Below are 22,078 nucleotides of genomic sequence, written 5' to 3'. Positions count from 1 at the left end.
ACTTATTCGCCTTATGTGGGGCAGCTTTGTGATGATGGTTCTCTTTGTGCTAAGGAATAAGCAATGTCAGCGTTAATTCTTCCCTCGTCGAGGGTGTCAGCCAAGTGGCTAGCTGAAAATATCGATCATCCGCAGCTCGTTGTGCTGGATGCCAGTTGGTTTATGCCTGGGGCGGCACGTGATGGGTATGCTGAATGGCAACAACAGCGTATTCCTCATGCGCAATATTTCGACTTTGATAAGAAAATCGCGGATACGAATGCTGCATTGCCGCATATGCTGCCATCACCCGACGTGTTTGCGCGTGAAGTGGGTGTATTGGGTATCAGCAATGACAGTGTGGTGGTGGTGTACGACAGCCAAGGGATTTTTTCATCGCCCCGTGTTTGGTGGATGTTTAGGGCAATGGGGCATTCACAGGTTGCGGTGCTTGATGGCGGTTTGCCAGCATGGCGACAAGCGGGTTATGCATTGGAAACAAAGACGCCAGAGACGGTGACAGAAACCGATTTTGTTCCGCATTATGATCCAACATGGGTGATTGACAGTGATACGCTGCATCAGGCATTGAGCGATCCGCAAAACCAGATTTTTGATGCCAGACCAGCGGAGCGTTTTTATGGTTTGGCGCCTGAACCTCGTGAAGGTGTGCGCAGCGGTCATATGCCGTATGCCAATAGCTTGCCTTTTAGCCAGCTGCTTGAGAAAGGGCATTTGTTACCTGTCGAACAGTTACAGCAACGTTTTGATGCATTGAGCGACCCTGAACAGCAATTGATCTTTAGCTGTGGGTCGGGGGTAACGGCGTGTATTTTGGCGCTGGCAGCCGATATTGCTGGACGCAAGCACTTGACCGTGTATGACGGCTCATGGACGGAATGGGGCAGCGAGTATCGATACCCTGTGGAATAACGCGATCTGATTTTAAGTGATCAGGACGACAGGTGTTTTCGCTGGGCAGAAGGCACAAAAAGCCGATATACATCCACCTATTTGCGTTGGACGTGTATCGGCTTGTTTAGCTCAGCATAAAGGGCAATTACTGACGGGCAGGCATGTAGTTATATTGCTCGACAAYTGCCTGACCCGAGGGTGATACCACGTAATCGACAAAGGCCTTGGCTGATTTAGGCACTTTTTTGTCTTTATACAGCATCAAAAAGGGGCGTGAAATTTTGTACTCACCGGATTCAAGGTTAGTCAACGTCGGGTGGATGCCGTCAAAAGAAAGGGCTTTGACTGAGTCGTCAATTGAACCCAAAGAAATGTAGCCGATGGCGTGTTCATTGCGAGACACCAAGCTTTTCACCGTGCCATTGGTGTTCACCACCAACACGCGCGGATTAATACCGGAGACGGTTTGGCCATCAATCTGCTGGGTTAAGTTCATATAATCTTCAAACGAGAAGCGAGATCCGGAGGCATTTTCGCGGCTCACAACGGCCATGGTTAAATCAGGCCCGCCGACTTGTTTCCAGTTACTGATCTTGCCGTGATAAATTTGCTCAACCTGCTGTTTAGTCAGGTTGCCCACGGGGTTATTGTTATGCACCACCAAAGCAATACCATCGTGGGCAATCACCACAGTGTCGACATCGGGTTTGATTTCATCGGTATTGAGATAACGGGAACTCATTCCTAAATCTGCCACACCTTGCTTCAGCGCCTGAATACCGGCCGAAGAGCCGATGCCTTGCACTTTAATGTCAGTGTTTGGCGTTTGTGCGTGATAGGTTTCCGCTAAGACTTCGACGATGTGACTGGCAGAGGTTGAGCCGGTGATGGTCACCGTCTCTTCAGCAGCAACCGTGAAAGACATGCCCGATAATAATACGCACAGAGTGGTTCTGGTAAACATGACATTCTCCAAATAAACACCAGAATAACGATGGCGCCAATGCTATTACGGGACTATGACAATAATGTGAAAAGGTTATGCGAAAAGCAACGTGAACCAGTTATGTAAACGGGTCGCGGAGAAAGCCATGTAACAGAGCGCGTATGGCGTAATAGAGCGTGTACAGAAAAGTCTGCACTGAATGGTTTATTGAGTGACAGGCGCCTTTTTGGCCATTTTTTCTTTATACATGGCTTTATCGGCTTTGGCTAAAATGGCATCGGGATCGCTCAGATTCCCGGGATAGTAAGGGGATAAGCCTACGCTGAAGTCGATATTGTAGTAATCACGTGTTGCCTGTGTCGCATCATATAACGTGTTCAGCCACGATTGACTGTTTTCCGTGTCTTTCGAGGGAAGTAACACGATAAATTCATCACCGCCAATACGATAAATATGGCTTCCTGCCGGTGCCGTGTCCGATAAGACTTTCGCGATAGTGATCAGCAATTTATCCCCACAGGTGTGGCTGAACGTGTCATTGACCTGCTTGAAATTATCAATGTCGAGATATGCTAGTACCCCGCGTTCATGGTCAAACGCCATTTGGTCAAAACAGCGAAACAAAGCACGGCGGTTTTGCAGCCCAGTGAGATCATCTTCAAGGGCCAATCGACTGAGGACTTCCTCTAGCTGGTGGGCGACTTGGATTTGGTGATTCAGTTTACTGATGATTTCACGGCGCGACGTCATCATTTTGATAAAACAAAAACAGATCAAAAAGACACCAATATGCATAAAAATATTGTCGGTTGAATGGATCAGCCAATGCTCATCCAATTCAGGTACTTCATCCAAAATATCGGCGAGCACACCAATGGAGTAGGTGCCCAAAGCCAGCATCATCCAACAGCGCATATCGCTACCGAAATCTTCACGCAATAGCATGATGATCAGCACCAGTGTCAGAATGGAAACCACGATAGCTAACTGCCCATTTGATGGCACCAAGGCGGACAGCAGCACGCCTAGGCAGATGACGATAATCAAACGGGTCGGCAGTTGAGACAGGGAATTCATGGTCGGAGGAGTACTCATATTCTAAATTGGCGCTATGATGGCAAACCCCTAAATAGCACACAATGTGTTTACAATTTTTTGTTAAAAAATAACGCGTTAGTCGGTTATCTATGTTAGCAATGCCCAAGTTTGAGTTGATAGTGACTCCTTGGTAAATAGCAGTGGTTGCATTTTGATATATTCCTTCATCTGATAAATGCAATGCATTGTATTTCATAAAAAACATGCAGTGTTTATCACGTTTTTTACATGATTGACGGGTCAGTGATCGTGATCATTTAGCTGAAGTTGTTAAGGACGATAGGCAGCCTGTCCGCAATAATCAGAGGGCGATTGAAAAATCTGTTAATTAGATCTCATTTGTGAAAACAAAGATTGTGCCCTAGAGGTATAGCGATCTCTTTGATATATAAAGACTGTAACAATTTATTTCAGTTAACGGAATTGTAACATCCTGGTGTTTGTGTCTATTCTAAAACAGAGTGTGGCACACAGGGATGCGCAACCATAAGGGGTCGGAAATATGCTAAAAATGGCAAGCAGTGCTCAACCCAATAAAGCGCTTGTTTCCGAGAGGATTCAGAAGCTTATCAAAGCGCTTTCAAATGGTGTTTATGAGCGAGAAGAAACCATTAAGCTGTGTTTGCTCGCCGCACTGGCAGGGGAAAGTGTGTTTTTGCTTGGGCCACCCGGTATCGCAAAAAGTCTCATCGCAAAGCGTCTCATTCAAGCTTTTGATAACAGCCAATTCTTTGATTACCTCATGACCCGCTTTTCCACGCCAGAAGAAGTGTTTGGCCCACTTTCTATTCAAGAGCTCAAAGATAACGGTAAATACGTCCGTTTGGTTGACGGTTATCTGCCAACTGCACAAGTGGTTTTTTTGGATGAAATCTGGAAAGCCGGCCCTGCCATTTTGAACACACTATTGACCGTGGTTAACGAAAAAACGTTTAAAAATGGGCAAGAGGTATTGCCTGTACCCATGCGTTTGTTGATCACTGCATCCAATGAGCTACCAGATGAAGACAGCGGATTAGAAGCGCTGTATGACCGTATGTTGGTGCGCGTGTTTATTAATCGCATTCAGGAAAAACAGAATTTCAAAGCGATGCTCATGGGAGAGGGACCGTCTATTGCACAGCTTGAACCAGGCTTGGCGATTACGGATGAAGAGTACACCAATTGGCAATTGCACATTGAAAATGTCACGCTCTCTGATGGCATTTTCGAAAAGATTTATCAACTCAAAAGCATGATTGAATCACGCGCAGAGCAAGCGGATGACATCGATGCACAAGACAGTGAGCTCTACATCTCCGACCGACGCTGGAAAAAATCGGTACGTTTGCTGAAAGCCAGTGCTTTTTATAACGGCCGTGATGCCATTAATCCGCTGGATTTATTACTATTACGCGATTGTATGTGGAACAGTCCTGAATCACGACAGGTGATACAAACCATTATTCAGGAATTTTCCACACAAAAAGCGTTCAATCAGGAAGCGGCGCAAGTCAGTGCCAATGAAGCCCAAGTTATTATTAATGACATTCAAGATGAAATTCAGACGGATCTCTGCGTTACATTTACACGCGAAACCATGATGCGTAAGGAGTGGTTTAAATACGATTTCTCAACCGCAACACGTTACAACGTTAATCATAATCCCCGCATGATCAAATTGGTGATGCTGCAACATAACCCGTCAGTCTCAGAACAAGAAAAAGGGGACAGTCGTTGGGTGTATGTGGACGGTGACGAATTTGAAAAGAAAATTAAATCTGGCCAGTGTGATATGTATGGTTTTGTGAATAAAAACACTCATCTTTGCCGTTTTCAATTTGAAGTGGATGCGCAGCAACGATTAGTGATCAAAGATATTGCAAACCGTGCAGTATTAGTGGGTATTGCGGGTGATCATGGGATCACCGCAGCTCAACAGGCACATTGGTTAAAAGACGCTGAACGCGCATCTGAAAAAGCGGTAGATGCTGAGCATAACTTAAAAATGTCGCGTAGCAGTTTCCACGGGGCGCTACCCCATAATTTTATTGATCCGCAATTGCCGGAACAAATTGAACACAGTTTGTCGCTTGCCACGGACGCGGTGCATGACCTGAAAGTCATGATTGAGAAAAATGCGTTTCGCATTACTCAATTGTCCGAATATTTTGCCTGAGGAGTCATAACCCTTATGCCCATTTCTGAAGGTATGAACTTAGCGTTGATGCTGAGTGAGTCTGGTATTATCGACAATGCAATTCACGACCTCATGATGCAGCCGCAAATCATCATGGCGGCAGAATCGAACCCCGGTATTAAGTCCGCCATGAAGCGGCAAGTGAATAAATGGCGTGGACAAGTACAACAGCGGATCACCAAGGTGAGTGTTGAAGACCAATTTCAACGTGAAATCGCCCTCTATCAGGAAGCCTGTCAGTGGGAACAGGCATACTTTAGCGATCATGTTGATCAGGTGGTGAAGCAACTCGAAGGCCAATCTGCGTTTTATTTCAAAGCTAAAGCGTTAGTAGAAAAAGAAAATCAGAAACATAACCCGATGTTTCAACACTTCTTTTGTCACCGGTGGTATCAGTACCTAACTCAGGCGCTGACCGAAGCCCAACTCTGTGAGCTTGAGCAGCACAAAGAAAAGCTGTTGTCCGATCTCTATCAACGCATTGAAACCATGAAACAAATGGACGGGGTGACGGAGGCCGGGGACGAGAAAAAAGCCGGACGTCTGTGGGATATGGCAAAAGCCAAGCTGACCAAAACAGACGTGAATACGCTAAAGGCAATGGCGACCTTCCTGAAGAAAAATAACGGCTTGCAAGACATTGCAGAAAAGCTCGGTCGCATGGCGAATGAAATCGACGACCCGAATAAAGAGCGAGTACGTGCCGAAGATCTTAAAATGGTGGAAGAGCGATGTGACAATGTCACTGATGATATTGTCGGCATTCATGAAAGTGATGATCTGTCGAAACTGCTGCCCAACGAAGCCATGTTCTTGGCATACCCTGAATTGGAAGTGGTATTTTATAAGCACTTGGTCGATAAGCGTCTGATGAATTACCGCATGCAAGGGGCGCAACGCAAACTGCGTCGAGTGAAAGCCTATAAGCGTCAAACCAAGCAAGTCGAGCAGGACAAAGGCCCGTTCATCGTGTGTATTGATGCGTCCGGTTCCATGAACGGGTTTCCAGAACAATGCGCCAAAGCGTTAGCCTACGGGTTGATGCAAATTGCTCTCGCGGAAGATCGCGATTGCTATGTCATCATGTTCTCTACCCAGCAAATTACCTATGAACTCACCAAGCAAGATGGATTAAGAGAAGTCTTGAACTTCTTGTCATACAGTTTTCATGGCGGGACTGATTTGGGCCCCGTATTGGACCAATCTATTGATCTGATGCTGGGGGATAAATACAAAAATGCGGACTTGGTTGTACTGTCTGATTTTATCGCCCCGTCACAGCCCACTGAAATGCTCAAACGCATTAATAAACTGAAAGAACACAAGAACCGCTTTCACGCCGTCAGTCTGTCGAAATACGGCAACCCAGAGCTGATGACAATCTTTGATCACTGTTGGTCCTATCATCCCTCTAAGTTAGGCCGCTTGCTAAAGTGGCGTTAACGTTATTACCGTTAACCAACGGGGCTAAAGTCAACGCCCCGTTGGTTAGCTGAGATCAGCCATCACATTACTTCCTTTACTCTACCATAGGGATTCATTGCCGTTTATCTCCGTATTTATGGAATACGATTTTTGTCATTGCTCTATAGTCTGTATAGCAGAAAATCAGTACATGAATGGGATACGTGAACTTTAACGTTATGAGTTAGTATGGGTACATTTTCATTAAATATTGAATGTTAAACATTAATGTTTAAAGCAAATTCTAACAGTTACTATTAGTGAGCATTCTTTTTGCGATAAAATGGCATGCGTAATATAAACAATGAAGTGTGAAATTCTACAGTTAATTATTATTTACGCTGTGATGTAGGTGATGAATGTCACGAACATTTTTACACGGAATGTCGAGCATTCTGAATGGGAATATATTGTTGTAGATAAGTTGCTTTTTATATTGAGTTGCTTGAGAAATAATACGTACATCGCCGTGAAAAGACAGTTTTAATGGATAATTCTCATATTATATGAGTAGTTAATATAGGGATTTATAATGAATAAGAAATCAATTGCACTTGTAGTATGTTTGTTGCCAATTGCGGGGTGTCAGAGTACTGTAGGTTCAAGCTATACTTATGTACCCAAACAGTTAAGCCAAGCTGTGATTGATGATGCCAGTCAACATTTGCCGCAAGAACATAGGCATGGGACTTCTTTGATTAATATACGCTTTGTTGAGAGTGAATCGTATATAGAAGTTTCTAAAACGCTAGATGATGGTTTCGGGTATATTGGAGGGAATTTTAATGATGATGTTTATACTTCATTATGTGGCAATCAGCCGGATCAATTTTTAGATCATATTAGAAGTACGGGCTTAGGTGTGAAGTATGTATTCATTGATGACAGAGGTGCTCGAGAAATCGGCCCATGGAATACTGATATTTGTAATACTACCACAGATAAATAACTTCCAATCAAACGATTAAAAGTGATGTGCAGTTTCACTCTTTGCGTGAAGCTGCTTTTTATGTCATATACATTACGGCTTTTTTAATAACAGGCTCACTAAACATCAGCAAGCCTGTTTGATTCCCGTCTTTATTCAATCACAGAATAAAATTAGAGTACCGGCGTGACATCTTCAACATGGAAACTGCCTTTGTCCAGCGGACGGGTCACTTCTTTACTGCCATTAAAATTGATCTTAGAGAGATCCACTTTTTTGATGGTGCTGTCACGCATGGTTTTGTAATAAAGCTTTCCGTTAGTCTGGTCAATCACGGAAGTCCATTGGGTGGCACTGGGTAAATCAGGGATGTATTTCTTCTCATTAAACTCGGTGCCGATAGGCAAATCGAAGTTATTGAGAATATGAAAAGCCTGCGAAACAGCTTCATCTCCGTTATGTAGATCCGGGGCTGTATTCACGAAAAATGCCGCGCGAACGAAACGTGAAGGTGGTGTGATGTCACCAGGCATCCCCAGTGCACCCGAACCGACACCCAATGAGAACGCATTAACGCCACTGAACTTTTGGCCTTGGCTGACGCCTGGATGCAAATTGATGTAGTTGTTCAGGTTAGTTAAGTGCCATTGGTAATCTGGCGCATTGGTCAACACTTGCGCGGTATTTTTATGAATGCTGACTTGGCCGTTGTTCATGATTTCAATCACGATATTGTTGCCAAGCTTATCAGCAACGCGCCAGTGTGCTGTTGGGGAAGGGTTGCCTTTTGCATCCATATACACCGGTACGATTTTGATGTTGGCTATAGCCTGTTCCACTTCATCGACGGTGCTAAATTGCGAGAGCATCCAACGCACAAAGTCCATGTCGGTGATGTTATCAGCAGTGTGCTTAGGATCATACTGGCTAAGCGAGCCGTAGTTTTTGAAATAGAACAAGCCGCTAGACAGTCCTGCCTCATTGACCCCTTCGGCGATGAAGCGGTCATCACTGACTGAGATCCCAGTAAACCCGTATTTTGATTGCCAAGTCAGGCCTTTTTTCTGATCGGGCATGATGGAGGTATACGTGTGCTGGCGGGGGGAAATCACCAGTTTACTGTTCAGGTCGTTTTCACCCCATTCGATAGTACGGGCTTGAATATAATCATCTTGCGTAGTGGTAAGAGAAATACCTGTACAGGCGTTGGCTGTGTAGGTGACGCATGCGGCAATCAGTGCTGCGGCTAACTTTAGTTTCATGATTTCATCCTATTGGCGAATACGGCATGTATACACCGTATCAGGCAGAATGCGTATAGGTCCCTAAAAATTAGCCGACGCAAATCATGGCAACTTTTGCGAACAGCGTTTTATTGTAAGGTCAGCAAGTTTTCCCCGTGACGATTTGCAACGCCGATTTGTCACACCGTGATGCGTAAAACAGCACGCCTTGCTTTGATTTACCGCGTGGCGAAGTATTCGTTAAGCGCCTGTCGCCATTCAGGGCTTTGGCGTATTTTGAGTAAGGCACGGTTTAGCTGTTCTCTGTAAGGGCTGTTATTCTCAATGACTAAGCCATAATTTTGCTTTTCAAATTGATAGGGAAGAATACTCAATGACTCGAACTCGCCTTTTTCTTTGGCTTTTTTGATCATGTATTTCAACACCGCATCGTCGGCCACAATGGCTTCAACATCACCGTTGTCCAGAGCTTGAAGGAGTTGTTCGGTATCGTGATAGCCACGGTGGACAATGCTGTGGTTGGTTAAAAACAGCGAGGATGTGGAGGCTTGTTTGGCCCCAACGCTCATGCTGGCGAGATCGTTCGGCCCTTTTATGTCTGAACTGAGGAGGCCAAGTGTAAACGTACTGGCCAATACCGCGGTGATACTGGCGATGAAGAAGGTCGTGAATACGGCTAACATAACGGTCAGTACACGGCCTGTCAGGGTTTTGAATTCATAATAATTGAAGGGGCCTTTGGTGATAAATAGCAAACCGAGAATGAACCCTTCAATCAGTTTGGCCTTGCCAGAGGACATGGAATAGAGCTTATCGTTGACGCGGTGTTCGAGCAGAAAGTAGATCCCTCCAACCAGTGCGGCGGCTGTAAAGAAAAAGCCGATCACCAACAGCAGTTTGGTATTGGTGAATATATTTTTAATGGCTGCGAAATGGCCCTGTTGTTTCACCGCTATTGCAAGATGGGTTTCATAAAAGGAGTGAGAAAAATCCAAGATCTCTTCACGCTCTGGTGTGATGGAAATACACGACACACCAATATTGAGTGTTGTCGATGCGACGTCATTGAGCAATTCTTCTAATTCATGGTTAGTGATCTGGTATTCAAGCCCCAACTCGGCCGCAATCTTATCCCACAAAAAAATACTCAGGCCGGAATAGGTTTTGTCTTCGTGCTCAATCACAAAAGGTGGGCAGTTGTAGCTGCCAACCAGTATGGGGGCTTTTTGTGCATAGGCTGACAGGCTTAGCCCTTGCAGCAGTAATCCGATGACCAGCAAAAAGTAAGTGTGTTGCAGCCATTGAAAAGCTAAACGCCATGCATGATGCATCTCACGTGTTACATATGACGCGATACCCAGCATTAACACCTCGCTTATCCATGGTGATACAACACTATCAGTATAAGACGGCTTTGAATTTTATCCGGTTAATTGTATTGCCAATGATGGACGATTTATCGGTATTGGCAGGTATTGGACGGATACGAGTGGTTTTATAGGACGGATAATGCGCGGACGTTTCACGATGAAACCCAGTGAGAGGAGGCAATAGGCTATGCTTAAATCAGCGTGATAACCTGTGCCATTGAAGGGACCCCTGTAAAATTTGTCCCGTTGTGGATGGCTGGCTTATTCAAAGAGAGTCAGGAGGGGATATGCGAAGTGTGTCTTTTTTGGCAGGCCTGTGTCTTTGGCTTTTTAGCTTGTCTGTACAAGCGCAGACCGTGTGGGTCGTCGAGGTCAGAGGCGGAATAGGACCGGCCATTAGTGATTACGTTGCCAGAGAAATACAGCTGGCACATGATGAGAACGCGCAGCTTATTGTACTGAAAATGGATACGCCGGGTGGGTTGGACACCTCCATGCGCGATATTATTCGTGCGATTACGACATCCCCTGTGCCGGTTGCAACGTGGGTTGGCCCTGCAGGATCGCGCGCTGCCAGTGCCGGAACATACATCTTATTAGCGAGTCACATTGCGGCGATGGCGCCAGGAACCAATTTGGGGGCGGCCACGCCAGTGTCATTAGCCTCACCGGGCAATAAAGAGCCCGATGACAGCAGTAGCAATCCTTTCTCTCCGAAAAAAGAGGATGCCCCGCGCGACACCCCCTCTGAAACCAACAGTGATGAAGCCTCTGACAAAACTAATACCGATGACGACAGCGTGAAAGCCAAAACGGCCATGGAAAAGAAAGTGATCAATGATGCGCGTGCCTATATTCGCGGGCTGGCAAAGTTGCATGATCGCAATGCAGAATGGGCTGAAACAGCGGTGACAAAAGCCGCCAGTATTGATGCAGAAACCGCACTGTCACTGAACGTGATTGATTTCATGGCGCCGGATCTCGACAGTTTGATTGCGCAAAGCAATGGCCGCACCCTCACCATTAACGGTATTGAAAGCACACTCTCACTCAATAATGTGTCCTACGTGGAACGCGAACAGGATTGGCGATTTAAATTGCTGGCTGTGATCACCAATCCCAATGTGGCGTACATATTAATGTTGATTGGGATTTATGGGTTGCTATTGGAATTTTATAACCCCGGTGTGGGCTTGCCGGGGGTATTGGGTGGGATTTGCTTAGTGCTTGCGATGTACTCACTGCAAATGTTGCCTGTCAGTTATGCTGGCTTAGGGCTGATTCTATTGGGGATCGCACTGATGGTAGCCGAAGCCTTTAGCCCCAGTTTTGGCATATTAGGCTTGGGCGGCATTGTCGCGTTCGCACTGGGGTCCATCATGTTGATGGACACAGAAGTACCGGGGTATCAAATTGCCGTGCCGCTAATTGTGGGCTTTACCGTGGTGTCTGCGCTGTTTACCTTCGTGTTGCTGACGATGTTGCTGCGCACGCGGCGAAAACCCGTCACGACGGGGGTTGAGGTGTTGTTGGGGCAAGAAGCTACCGTGGTCAGTGGTTTTCCGGGGGCGGGGCGGGTATTGGTGGATGGCGAGATTTGGCAGGCTCAATGTGCGTCGTCATTAGAAAAAGGGCAACGGGTGATAGTGATGCGGGTTAAAGGCTTATCACTCGATGTGGCGCTTGGCCATGAACAGAAGAGCGAATAAGGATTGATGTCATGATTACGTATTCAATAGCAACAATCATCGTGCTGATAGTGGCCTTGATTGTCAGTATGTTTAAAGTGCTGCGCGAATATGAACGTGCGGTGGTGTTTTTATTGGGGCGATTTTACGAAGTGAAAGGACCGGGGTTGATCATCATTGTGCCAATTGTCCAGCAAATGGTGCGGGTAGATTTGCGTACCATCGTGTTGGATGTGCCAACGCAAGATTTGATCACTCGGGATAATGTGTCCGTGAAAGTGAATGCGGTGGTCTATTTTCGGGTCGTTGACCCTAAAATGGCGATCAACAATGTGGAAAATTACCTCGAAGCGACCAGCCAGTTGTCACAAACCACGTTACGGTCGGTATTGGGCCAGCATGAACTCGATGAGTTGCTTTCAGCGCGAGAAGAACTGAATCGTGGTCTTCAGGTGATACTGGATCAACATACCGATAATTGGGGGATCAAAATCGCCAATGTGGAGATCAAACATGTTGATCTTGATGAGAGCATGGTACGTGCATTGGCCCGTCAGGCAGAGGCAGAGCGTTCTCGTCGTGCAAAAGTGATCCATGCAACCGGTGAGTTAGAAGCTTCGGCAAAGTTGCGCGAAGCCGCAGAAGTGCTAAACCAATCCCCCAATGCGTTGCAGTTACGTTATATGCAAACCTTAACAGAGATCGCAAACGACAGAACGGCGACCATTGTGTTCCCGATGCCAATCGACTTGGTGGAGAAAGTGGCGGGCATCATGGGGGGAGGGGCGACATCACCGGCATCTTCCTCTGCGCAAGTGAAGATGCAGGGACAGCCTGACGGTGAGTCGTCAGGGCATCCCCAAGAATAGTGCTAACCTTTTCTGTAAAAGACAGAAGATAGCGGCACAAGATTGTCTCGGTGGTCATGAGCGTTGCAGCATGAAGGTCTGGTATTCCAGATCTTCAAACTGATTATCAAGCATGATCATACCGACAATGGTGGTCACCAGCATGGTGACGGCGAAACCATAGCCGTAAAACACGGGTCCCATGTCGATACTGATGAATGCCAGCGTGACGTTGCCTACCGCCATCAGGGCGGTCAACCCAAGGGCCGCATAGCGTTTATCTAGGTAATACATGACGTTAAGAATAGACATCACCAATACTTGTAAGCTGACCCCGACCAAATCCACGTACAACAAATGCAAATAAGCCAAATCAATATTTAAGGCGAGCAGAATATCTTCCGCCCACAAGATAAGCAGGGCGAGAGTGATCCCTTGTACCTTGAAGATCTCATAGATACTTTGCTGACACGCCAACACCATTTTATCTTTGAGCAATTGAATGGAGGTAAGCGTCGCCCCTTCACGTACCGCGTCATAGAATTTCAGACAGGCATCGGCAAAATCAGTTTCCATCCGTAACATGAACACCGCCATGCCGGGTACAATAGCAAGATAGGCGATAAAAATAGGCAAATCATAGATATAAGAAGCGCGGAATATATCAATAACCTGATGTGACGTTTCTTCTCTTGACCAAAAAACAAACTTATCCAGCCACACGCCTAAGTTGTACAGCAAGCCACAGAAGATAAGCGAGTAAAACGTTTTTTTGTAGTTAAGAAATTCAAAATCAACGAGTCGGTTAGCAGGAAAGTGACGAATAACGTGGTAAAGAAAGGCAAATGTCATTATTGCTTGGCAACTGGCAAAAATTAGCATCAACCCCAGTAAGCCAAACGGAGGAAGAACGACGCTCAATACCACCATTAATAGGTAACTGAATGCCATCGTGAAAAAGATACGGTAGTACTCTTTCATCCCGCTGAGGAATATGATGATTAACCACTGATTACAGAGCAGCACGAAGGATGCAAAGATAGCGATTTTAACCGGTGCTTCAATGGTTTCACAAAAGGCTAATACACCCACCCCGAACAGCGCGGCAATCGTACTGGTAACGAGCATGGAGCCTAATAAGTTCGGTACGATTTTGTGTTCTTGTTTGGCAAAAATCAGATCTGAGATATAGCGGGTTAAAAGCAGCTGAAATAATCCACTAATGATCAACGATCCGGCCATGAGGTAGGTGACGATCACCAAAAACTGGACGATCACATACGTTGGGAAAACGATCCCGATACTGAGCAAACCAATGGCAAGCAAGGCTAAAATAGATAGTACCCACGGCCCAGAGCTGATCAACCCCGCCAATCCGTAAGCTTCAAACATCGATAATAAGGAGTTACGTTTTAGAATCTTCCTTATTTCAAATCCAATCCCCGCCATGGGTGGCCTCCTTGTATAAGTCGCGATAGGCCGCATACATCATCGGTTCATCGTAATACTTCATCACCCGTGCTTTACCCACATCACCAGCCTGTAGCCAGGCTTCTTTGTCGCTGAGTACCTTGATGATAGCTTTCGCCCCTTCGTTGGGGCTGGCAATGGGAATGATCTCGCCGGCAGAGCCTATCGCGGCATCGTCACCGGCAGCGCCGTCAATGATTTCACGGCATGCGCCCACTTCCGTGGCAATACAAGGTATGCCGGACGCCATTGCCTCAAGCAATACCAAGGGTTGGGCTTCACTGATCGAGGTCAGCATCATGACGCCTAGCTTGGGCATGATGTCGACGACATTTTGACTGCCGAGCAGTTTGACATTATTTTTCAAACCTAGGCTGTCGATGAGTAATTCACACTCACGAACGTAACTGGGATCTTCTTCTGTTGGGCCGATGATCCAGCCTTCCAGTGTCGGGAACACTTCGACGGCTCCTCGAATGGTACGAATAAACGTCTTGATGTCTTTAATCGGTACCACACGACCAACAAGCCCGACGACCAGTGGTGGGGCGTCAGGACGCAATTGATAAGCTGCATTAAACCGTTCAGTGCTGATACCGTTAACGATAACCCGAGTGCGATCGCTGGGGGCGCCATCACTGTGCTGGCGTTGTCGGTTACCTTCAAACAAGGCTACGATTTGGTCGGCTTGATGATAAGCGCTAAGGCCGAGCTGCTCAAAGAAGGTGATCCACGTTTTACGGGTGTGATCCATGCCTTTATGCATGGAAATGTCGATGGCACTATGCGTGTCTTTGATCCATGATGCTTGCGCTAAATCAATTTTCCGTTCTTTGGTGTAAATACCGTGTTCAGTGAGCAAAAAAGGACGTTGCATCCGTTGTTTGGCGAGCGCCCCAAGGAAGCCAGCATAACCGGTAGAGACACTGTGAAAGGCTTTTGCGTTGGGCAAGTTCTGCGAAATCGTGGACAAGATAAACAAGGGTTGATAGATATTACGGTACGTCCAGAAGTAATCCACAAATGATTGTTTATGGGCGGAAGCAAAATAGCGTTCGGTGATCACTTCCCATGAGGCACGGCTATAGAGAAAGTCACTGAGGGTGAGTTGACCGTCTTTGCCTAGAAAATCAGAAACATCAAACAAAAGCTCGTCCGGGATCGGATCGTTGTTTTTTTCAAAGAAAGAGAGAAAGCGTCCCCACGTGGAAAACAGTTTGGATTTCCCACTGCGTGCTGAAGGCTTTAGGTGTCCCTTATCCGATAAGAGGTAGTGCATTTCAAAGCCGACGACATTATCCGGAAATTCATAGGCCGGTTTGTCATAAAAATCAGGGTGCCCTCCGAGAAAAATAAGGTGGAAGGTATACTCTGGTAAGCCACTGATGATTTGGTGCACCCAGCTGGACACGCCCCCACGAACATACGGGTAGGTGCCTTCCAATAATAAGCAAATATCCACTTCTTCGTTGTGGTGTATTAATCGTTTGTTGTTCATCCCCACAACTCCTTGATTTGACTGAGGCGTTCTCCTTTCTGCTCAGGGAAATACGCAATGTATTCTTTGGCGGTGTCGTAATCACCGCTGAGGTAGGCCGCTTCCGCTAAGTACGGTGCAACTTGTCGTAACAGTAGCCCGCCTTTTAATGCCGCGTCTAAGGCCACCATGGCTTCTTCTGCGCGGTTTAATTCGAGCAGAACACGGCCCAACAACAGGTTGGCAGACGCTGTTTGCTGTAAACACAATGACTGAGCCAACCACTGTTCGGCTTCTTGCAGATAGTGTTGACGTAAAATGCCTTCGGCGATGCCTAAATAACACAACTCCCAGTATTGTTGTGCCAGTTCATGCGCTTTGACAGCACTGGATTCACGTTCATATTGTGTCTTTAGTACCGAGATAGATTCGTTGATATTTGTTTCAATGCCTTCCAGCGAAGCATAGGCGAGCAGTCGAACGTCATCGGTCAGATCTTTCAGGGCCAACTGCAAAAGGGGAACGGCATGTTGGCGAGGCAGTTGACGAATGGCGGTAACCGCTAAAGAACGGCGTTCCGCATCGGTATTGTGCAACAGTATTTCACGCAGTGCGCCCGTGCCAAATTGGGTGTGAAGCACTTCTCCGGGGTTTTGTGGTAGGGGCGCTTTTTCACACTCTTGCCAGGTGACTTGTGATTGTGGGCGGGGTAAGTACAGTGCCACCAGCAACGAACAGGTTGTGCCTATCATGCCAATCAGGGGGAGAAAATAATTAAACAGGAACAAAAAACTCACGGCAGGTATGACGGGTGATTTGTAATGCTTGGGCAGTAATAACCAGCAAACCCCCGTGAAACTGGCACAGGCCAGTGCGTGGGTTGTCGCAAATGCGCCCCAGCGTTCCAATGTCATCGGTTGAGCATACACCAAATAGAAACTGGCTAACTCAAAGGTGATCGTTTGAAGTGTCAACCACAGTTTCATTATAGGCTCCGAGTTCATTCATCAATTTTTTGATTTCTTGTTTGTCTTTTGACAGAGAGAGTGGCCCGATAATGTCGATATCGCCGATGTCTTCCCCGAGTTGGGTGTGCAGTAATTCTTCTAAGCGACGAATATAGTGCTGTGCGTCATACAAGGTGGTCAGAGGCAGTAAAACCGCCAAGCCATGTTGACCGCGTTGGGTGCGGCATGACCAGTATACGTCTGCCCCACGACGATAATTGATGACGGAATCGATAATGTGTTGGTGTTTATTCTGGCTGTCGACACAGACCACCAAGGAGCTGTCAGCCCCATAATTGCGTTTGTTGTGTCGCGCATGTTTGAGGTATCGGACGAACATATCATTTTGGTGGGGGGCCAAAATGGGTGTGATAATCATGTTACTCAATAAATCAGCAGCATGGTTTGAAACTAATGAAAGCAAGGCCACATTGGCCGGAGTTAACATGAAAAATTTAGCGCTTTCCGCGACAACAGCGGCTTGCAGGTTGCCAAAGGTGTCTAGCAAAGGAATACACAATTGATAACGTGATTGGTGAGTTTGTTTCGCCTCCAGTTTTGCCGGTGACAACACTTTTTTTGTTTTCAGCATGTCGAGTAGCATGGGATCGGTCGGGACCAATTTGTGGTGATCACCCAATGTGGCTTCCGCTTTGGGCTGGATCTCACCGTCTTGCACTTTGTATATACCAGCCACTTCAATCCCACCGATTTCCGCCAGCAAGTTGAGAAAAGGGTGGCCAAGGTATTCCAACCGTTGTTCTGCGTGCTGAGTGGCAATTTTATGCAGGGCACTAATACTTGAACGCAGGCTAACCGTTTGTCCGGCGGTACGTTGTTCCAACTGATCATGTGAGACTTTCAAGAGATGATAGTTTTGGGTGAAACTGTCGATTTTTTGCTGCATGTATTGCTGATCAAGTTGGTGCTTACGGTTGATGTTGTGCCAGTAATCCTGAAATTCCCCCGCAATCATGGCAACCATGATGGTACCGACGGCCAAGGATAGCGGATAATAGTCAATGTGGCCGGTAATGTTCATGATAGACGCTAAGCCAGCCGTCGTGAGCAGGGCACAGATGAATCCCTTGGCAAAACCGTAACGTAGGGCGATCAGTAGAGGGCCGAAAAGGGGCCAGAAAAAGTTATGCTCTGTCGAGGTTGGGCCCAAAGAATCTGACTGCGTCCAGATAAAAATGGCGATGATAGCGACCAAAACGGTTTCCAGCCAGGCTTGGCCTGACCGCCGTAAGCCATTGAACAATTTCTTTTTTAGTTCCTGCATATGCAATTATCCGTTTTTCACCCATGTCTGAATCATGATGCACTGTGTACACATAGGTTAGTTGTTTTGACGAGGGGTGACGGTGAGACCGTCTAATAATTCTTCAATCACGATTTGACCTGTGCCGCTGACACTCTCTCTTCCCCACCCCCCACGACTGCCTGACGCACGCCAATAGGTTTGACCATTACGGGCTGATTTCACTTCCAGCGTGATGCCGACAGCCGGTTCACCGTCTAAACCGCTTTTGTAATGCCACTCTTCGACAGAGCCAGTGATGACATATTGAATCGGCTGCGTTGCTAGCCAAGCTTGTGCTTGCTGTTGTTTGGCGCCATCGTCAAGAATGCTTTGTAAATCGGTTGCCTGTACGGTGGGATAACGCACGGTATTGATCCCTTTGGCGTACAGTTGGGTTGCCAGCAGTTGTTCTGCTTTTTCAGCGGCTAACGGCGTATTTGAATGGTTTGCCATAGGCATGATGGCCCATGTTTCGGCAGCGGAAAACGCAGGGCTGTCCGGCACCTGATAACTGCTGCAGGCTGACAATACACAAGCACTAAGGAGGAGTAAGGTTCTTTTCATGGTGGTGATCCTTTTAAAAACTGTAGTAGTAGCCCAAACGCAGACGTAATGACGCCTCGCCGTTGCGATCTTGGCTTTGCCAATCAGACGTAACATAAAGCTCATCATTACCGAACAGACGCCAGCCTAATCCCGCGCTGACAGTAAAATCGAAATCTGAATTGACGCTATTAAAGCCCAATGATGTATCTAACCAATACCGGGGTGAAGGGACGGTCGCGCCGGGTGTACCCGGTTCCCCGTGCCATACCCGCTGACCCAATGCGATACGCTGGTATTTGTCTTCGATAAAATCACTGCTGACAATGGTGCGTGGTCCTTGATGCCATGCATTGATGCCTGCCAGCGGGGCAGTATTCAGGTTGACCTGCTGAAGTGTGATGTCGCCATAGAGCTGCCACGCCGGGTCATTGAAAAACAGTTGTTCTGAGACGCGCAGGTTCATATCCCAACCTTGGCCAATATCATCGCCAAAGCGAGTAGAGAGGTCGTGATAATTAAGCTGCATGGATAAGGATTCGCGCGCTGTCGGCTGGTAGGTTGCACGTATACCGATGCGGTTATCTTGTCCTGCCAGTGTGAGCAAATCGCTGGCTTCAATGTGTTGATTTATCCCCAGTACCACGCCCGCTTGCCAGTAGTCATCTATCGTAAAGGCATAGTCAACTGACGCTCCGATGCGGCTATCACCCAAACCATCAGCAAAATCAAGACCAACGGTTAAATCACTGTCGTCAAATTGATAGAGGTAGGTTCCCCGTAGACGGAATTCATCGTCAATATGATTGCCGGCAAATTGCTCGGGCGTATCAGCCTGCTGCCAATCTGTGCCCAGACGCCAATTGCCATCAAAGTGAGGACGGTAGTAATCCATACTGTAGCGTGTAATGTCCCATTGGCTGATTTGCATCACTTGGGTACGGATACTGTGTGTTTTTGTCGGATGTTGCAGGACATGGGCGCGGCGTAATTGGTTTTCAGCCTGTTTATCAGCCATGTTGCCGATGCGTGTTTGGCCTTGCTGCCATGCTTCCTGATGGCGGCCAACCAGTTGTAACGCGACGTTTTTATCGGCTTCTGGTAATTTTAAGGCGTGCGCCAATAGGTGTTCGATTTTCGCTTTATCTTTTTGTTGTAAAGCCAGTGATAGTTGCTGCCAATCAGGCAGGGTGTAGTGCTGTAACGCGGTACGGTGTTGCCAAAACAGAATGCGATCTGCTTGGTTTGCCGCCAAATACTGTGAGAACAGTTCTGCAGTTAATGCACCGCTACCGGTGGTATTTGGTGCGGCATCCGCCGCAGCAAGTGCTTTTTTCTCGATCATGGCGCGGGCATACCGTGCGTCAGTAAACAGCCCCACCAACGAGCGATAACTGGCACCTTCATCAGGTAGCGCAAGCAGGGCATCGCGTTTTTCATTGAGCAGATAACGTCGGAGTTGATACGCTTTTTCTGCTTGGCCTTGTTGTTCGAGTAAGGCGGCGTAATTGAGAATCACGGAGGTATCGGCCTCAGCATTGTTCTTCAATATAGCTTTGTACCATGCGCTTGCTTCGTGGTGACGGTTAAGCGCTTGTGAGGCGCTGGCAAAGGCTAACCAAAGGTCAGGATTGCCTGACAGTGGCTTACTGTAGGTCTCATATAACGTTTGGATGGCGGCGTCATCATTTTGTGCCATGGCCAGCCAGAGTAAGTTGCTGACCGCAGAGGGATTCGCCGGCGCTAGCTGTAGAATGCGCGAAAAGAGGGAGTGTGCTTCATCCGGTTGTTGCTGATGAAGTGCCAATTGGGCTTGTACCGCTAACATTTCAATGTTGTCGGTGAGCGACGGGTCGGCATCGGCAATGCGCAACAAACTGGCCAGTTCGGTATAGTCCTCGGTGACCGCGCGAGCACGAATAACGGACAGCAATAGCGCCGTATTACCGGTACGTTGGTACAGCGACAGTAGCTTTGCTTGTCGTTCGGCGGTAATCGGTGACATTAGGTTGATATAGCGGTAAATATCCAGATTGCCGCTTGCTCGGGCGACCAAGGTATCTTGACTGCGGGTGGATAAGGCGCGGTTGCTGGTGTCCCACGCTAAACTGGAAACGGCTTCGATATAATCATTATCTGCAGTAAACCAACGATTGGGTGTGACCAAGGCTTGCAATGCCAGTTGTGGCTGATTACTCATGATATAGGCGTTGGCCGTGCGGGTGGCCTCTTCGAACGTGGGTTGACGCAAACGGATCAGTTTATGCCATTCATTGATCACCGCATGGTGATGACTTTGGTAGCTGTATAATCGGGCCTTGTTGCTGATCAAGGTACTGTCGTTAGGGCGCTTGGCTGCGAGAGACGTTAAGCTGGTTAATGCCACTTCCGTTCCTTCGGCTTTTTCAATGGCGTTGAGCCATGCCTTGTACTCGTTGGGTTGAATGGCACCACGTTGGGCAATGGTGTTATAGAACAACCCTTCGTAATAAATGTCACCGAGCGCGCGTGATTCATCTACCCCAGCCCGTAATTGCAATGTGCTGGCTTGCCCTTTGTTCAGCAGTTGAATACTCATGCCTTGGGCGCCGGCGATATTGCCTTGCCAGCGATAAAGGTCGTGCAGCACCGCTATATTGGCATTGCTCGGGTCGGTTTTAATCGCCGCTTGCTGTAACTCGCTGGCGAGCGCTAAGTCACCCAGACGCAACGCCATGTTGGCGGTGGTGGCATAACGCGTTGCGGTGGGCGCTATGCTTAGCAAGGTTTGCGACAGGTGCAGCGCTGTATCCAGATTCCCCAGTTGCTCAGAATGGGCAATGGCGGCCTCAAGGAATGCCGGTTGTTGGCTCAATTGGCCTGTGTAGCTGTCTAAAAAAGCTTGGCTGCGTGTGGGTTGGTAAGTGGAGGTGAACAAATCAAACAGCGCATTGGCGTTTTCTTGGGTTTGGTTTTCAAGGAAGGCGTTGATTTGAAGATCGATTGCACTGGTGTAATCCTGACTTTGCAGTGCAAGGTTGATCAGTTCCTGATAACTGGTTTCCCCACTGTGAATATGCGGCTTAAGGTAATGCAGGCCTTTGTCTGGGCGCGAGAAAGCAATGGCGGTATCGGCGTATAATCTGGCGACATCGGCTTCTGGAATAGTCTCTATCTTATCGAACAGGGCTAACAATTGGGTGATCGCCGCTTGTTTAATGACAGGATCTGATTGATAGGATTGTTCGAGCAATAACGTGAGGTAGGTTTCCAGTGCTTTCCAATCTTGTTGACCATCGTTTGCCACCAAAATGCTTTGGATGAGCGCACTTGCTTCATCAAGATCGCCCAGCTGGGTATAACTTTGGACGATTTGTTTTACCACATCACGGTTTTGTGGATCACGTAAGTACAACTGTTTCAAAAATGCCAGCGACACTTCGGGTGACGAGGAGCGAGCAATCAATTGGATCAACATGGATTTTGTTGGCGCAACCAGCCAAAGCGCCCACAGGGACGTAACAGTTAACACAACAAGCGTCAGCTTATTGAGTAACCTTATCCTTGGCTTTTGGTGAGCTTTATTATCCATAACCTTGCCTGTTCTTATCAATTGATGATTCCAGTGGGTGCCCCG

The 22,078-nt window shown here is 47.3% G+C and carries 16 protein-coding genes; 6 read left to right on the top strand and 10 right to left on the bottom strand.

Annotated elements, in window-relative coordinates; genetic code table 11:
* Positions 1–63: 63 nt before the first annotated feature.
* A complete protein-coding gene (locus tag L4C36_RS08685; RefSeq protein ID WP_428477408.1) occupies positions 64–912 on the top strand; it encodes a sulfurtransferase in 849 nt (282 codons plus the stop codon).
* A gap of 127 nt (positions 913–1,039) precedes the next feature.
* On the opposite strand, the gene L4C36_RS08680 is transcribed toward L4C36_RS08685, so the two are convergent.
* Both L4C36_RS08680 and L4C36_RS08675 read right to left on the bottom strand, forming a co-directional pair.
* A complete protein-coding gene (locus tag L4C36_RS08680; RefSeq protein ID WP_428477407.1) occupies positions 1,040–1,858 on the bottom strand; it encodes a phosphate ABC transporter substrate-binding protein in 819 nt (272 codons plus the stop codon).
* A 186-nt stretch (positions 1,859–2,044) separates the two neighbouring features.
* Positions 2,045–2,917 (bottom strand): GGDEF domain-containing protein, encoded by an 873-nt coding sequence (locus L4C36_RS08675; RefSeq protein ID WP_428477406.1) that lies wholly within the window; start codon positions 2,915–2,917, stop codon positions 2,045–2,047.
* Positions 2,918–3,440: 523 nt separating this feature from the next.
* Between L4C36_RS08675 and L4C36_RS08670 the strand changes: the two genes are divergently transcribed.
* From L4C36_RS08670 to L4C36_RS08660, 3 genes are all read left to right on the top strand, one after another.
* Positions 3,441–5,096, top strand: coding sequence for an ATPase RavA domain-containing protein (locus L4C36_RS08670; protein WP_428477405.1), 1,656 nt, complete (start codon positions 3,441–3,443; stop codon positions 5,094–5,096).
* A gap of 15 nt (positions 5,097–5,111) precedes the next feature.
* On the top strand, positions 5,112–6,560 hold the full coding sequence (gene viaA, locus L4C36_RS08665; RefSeq protein WP_428477404.1) for an ATPase RavA stimulator ViaA: 1,449 nt from the start codon (positions 5,112–5,114) through the stop codon (positions 6,558–6,560).
* Positions 6,561–7,113: 553 nt separating this feature from the next.
* On the top strand, positions 7,114–7,530 hold the full coding sequence (locus L4C36_RS08660) for a hypothetical protein (RefSeq protein WP_428477403.1): 417 nt from the start codon (positions 7,114–7,116) through the stop codon (positions 7,528–7,530).
* Between the two features lie 152 nt (positions 7,531–7,682).
* Here the strand turns inward: L4C36_RS08660 and L4C36_RS08655 are convergent, their stop codons facing one another.
* Both L4C36_RS08655 and L4C36_RS08650 read right to left on the bottom strand, forming a co-directional pair.
* A complete protein-coding gene (locus tag L4C36_RS08655; RefSeq protein WP_428477402.1) occupies positions 7,683–8,771 on the bottom strand; it encodes a linear amide C-N hydrolase in 1,089 nt (362 codons plus the stop codon).
* A gap of 200 nt (positions 8,772–8,971) precedes the next feature.
* Positions 8,972–10,084, bottom strand: coding sequence for a substrate-binding periplasmic protein (locus tag L4C36_RS08650; protein WP_428477401.1), 1,113 nt, complete (start codon positions 10,082–10,084; stop codon positions 8,972–8,974).
* 326 nt (positions 10,085–10,410) lie between these two features.
* Here L4C36_RS08650 and L4C36_RS08645 point away from each other — a divergent pair, with 326 nt between their 5' ends.
* On the top strand, positions 10,411–11,832 hold the full coding sequence (locus L4C36_RS08645; protein WP_428477400.1) for an NfeD family protein: 1,422 nt from the start codon (positions 10,411–10,413) through the stop codon (positions 11,830–11,832).
* Between the two features lie 11 nt (positions 11,833–11,843).
* Positions 11,844–12,680 carry a slipin family protein gene (locus L4C36_RS08640; RefSeq protein WP_428477399.1) on the top strand — a complete coding sequence of 279 codons (837 nt, stop codon included), beginning with the start codon at positions 11,844–11,846 and terminating at the stop codon, positions 12,678–12,680.
* Positions 12,681–12,734: 54 nt separating this feature from the next.
* Here L4C36_RS08640 and pelG read toward each other — a convergent pair whose 3' ends face one another.
* Genes pelG through L4C36_RS08610 form a run of 6 tightly spaced genes read right to left on the bottom strand, consistent with a single transcriptional unit; the run spans position 12,735 to position 22,033 of the window.
* The gene (gene pelG / locus L4C36_RS08635; protein ID WP_428477398.1) at positions 12,735–14,108 is read right to left on the bottom strand and encodes an exopolysaccharide Pel transporter PelG; all 1,374 of its coding nucleotides are present in this window, start codon (positions 14,106–14,108) and stop codon (positions 12,735–12,737) included.
* Positions 14,089–15,627 (bottom strand): GT4 family glycosyltransferase PelF, encoded by a 1,539-nt coding sequence (gene pelF, locus L4C36_RS08630; RefSeq protein WP_428477397.1) that lies wholly within the window; start codon positions 15,625–15,627, stop codon positions 14,089–14,091. Before pelF ends, pelG begins: the two co-directional genes overlap by 20 nt.
* A complete protein-coding gene (locus L4C36_RS08625) occupies positions 15,624–16,592 on the bottom strand; it encodes a HEAT repeat domain-containing protein (protein ID WP_428477396.1) in 969 nt (322 codons plus the stop codon). Before L4C36_RS08625 ends, pelF begins: the two co-directional genes overlap by 4 nt.
* Positions 16,555–17,898 carry a PelD GGDEF domain-containing protein gene (locus L4C36_RS08620; RefSeq protein ID WP_428477395.1) on the bottom strand — a complete coding sequence of 448 codons (1,344 nt, stop codon included), beginning with the start codon at positions 17,896–17,898 and terminating at the stop codon, positions 16,555–16,557. Before L4C36_RS08620 ends, L4C36_RS08625 begins: the two co-directional genes overlap by 38 nt.
* A gap of 57 nt (positions 17,899–17,955) precedes the next feature.
* Positions 17,956–18,483, bottom strand: a complete 528-nt coding sequence (locus tag L4C36_RS08615) for a hypothetical protein (RefSeq protein WP_428477394.1) — start codon at positions 18,481–18,483, stop codon at positions 17,956–17,958.
* Positions 18,484–18,496: 13 nt separating this feature from the next.
* Positions 18,497–22,033, bottom strand: coding sequence for a tetratricopeptide repeat protein (locus tag L4C36_RS08610; protein ID WP_428477393.1), 3,537 nt, complete (start codon positions 22,031–22,033; stop codon positions 18,497–18,499).
* Positions 22,034–22,078: the final 45 nt, after the last annotated feature.

Source organism: Photobacterium japonica, assembly GCF_050337005.1.
GTDB classification, from domain to species: Bacteria; Pseudomonadota; Gammaproteobacteria; order Enterobacterales; family Vibrionaceae; genus Photobacterium; species Photobacterium japonica.
Note: the sequence above shows the minus strand (reverse complement) of the source record. Positions and strands in the feature narration are given on the sequence as shown.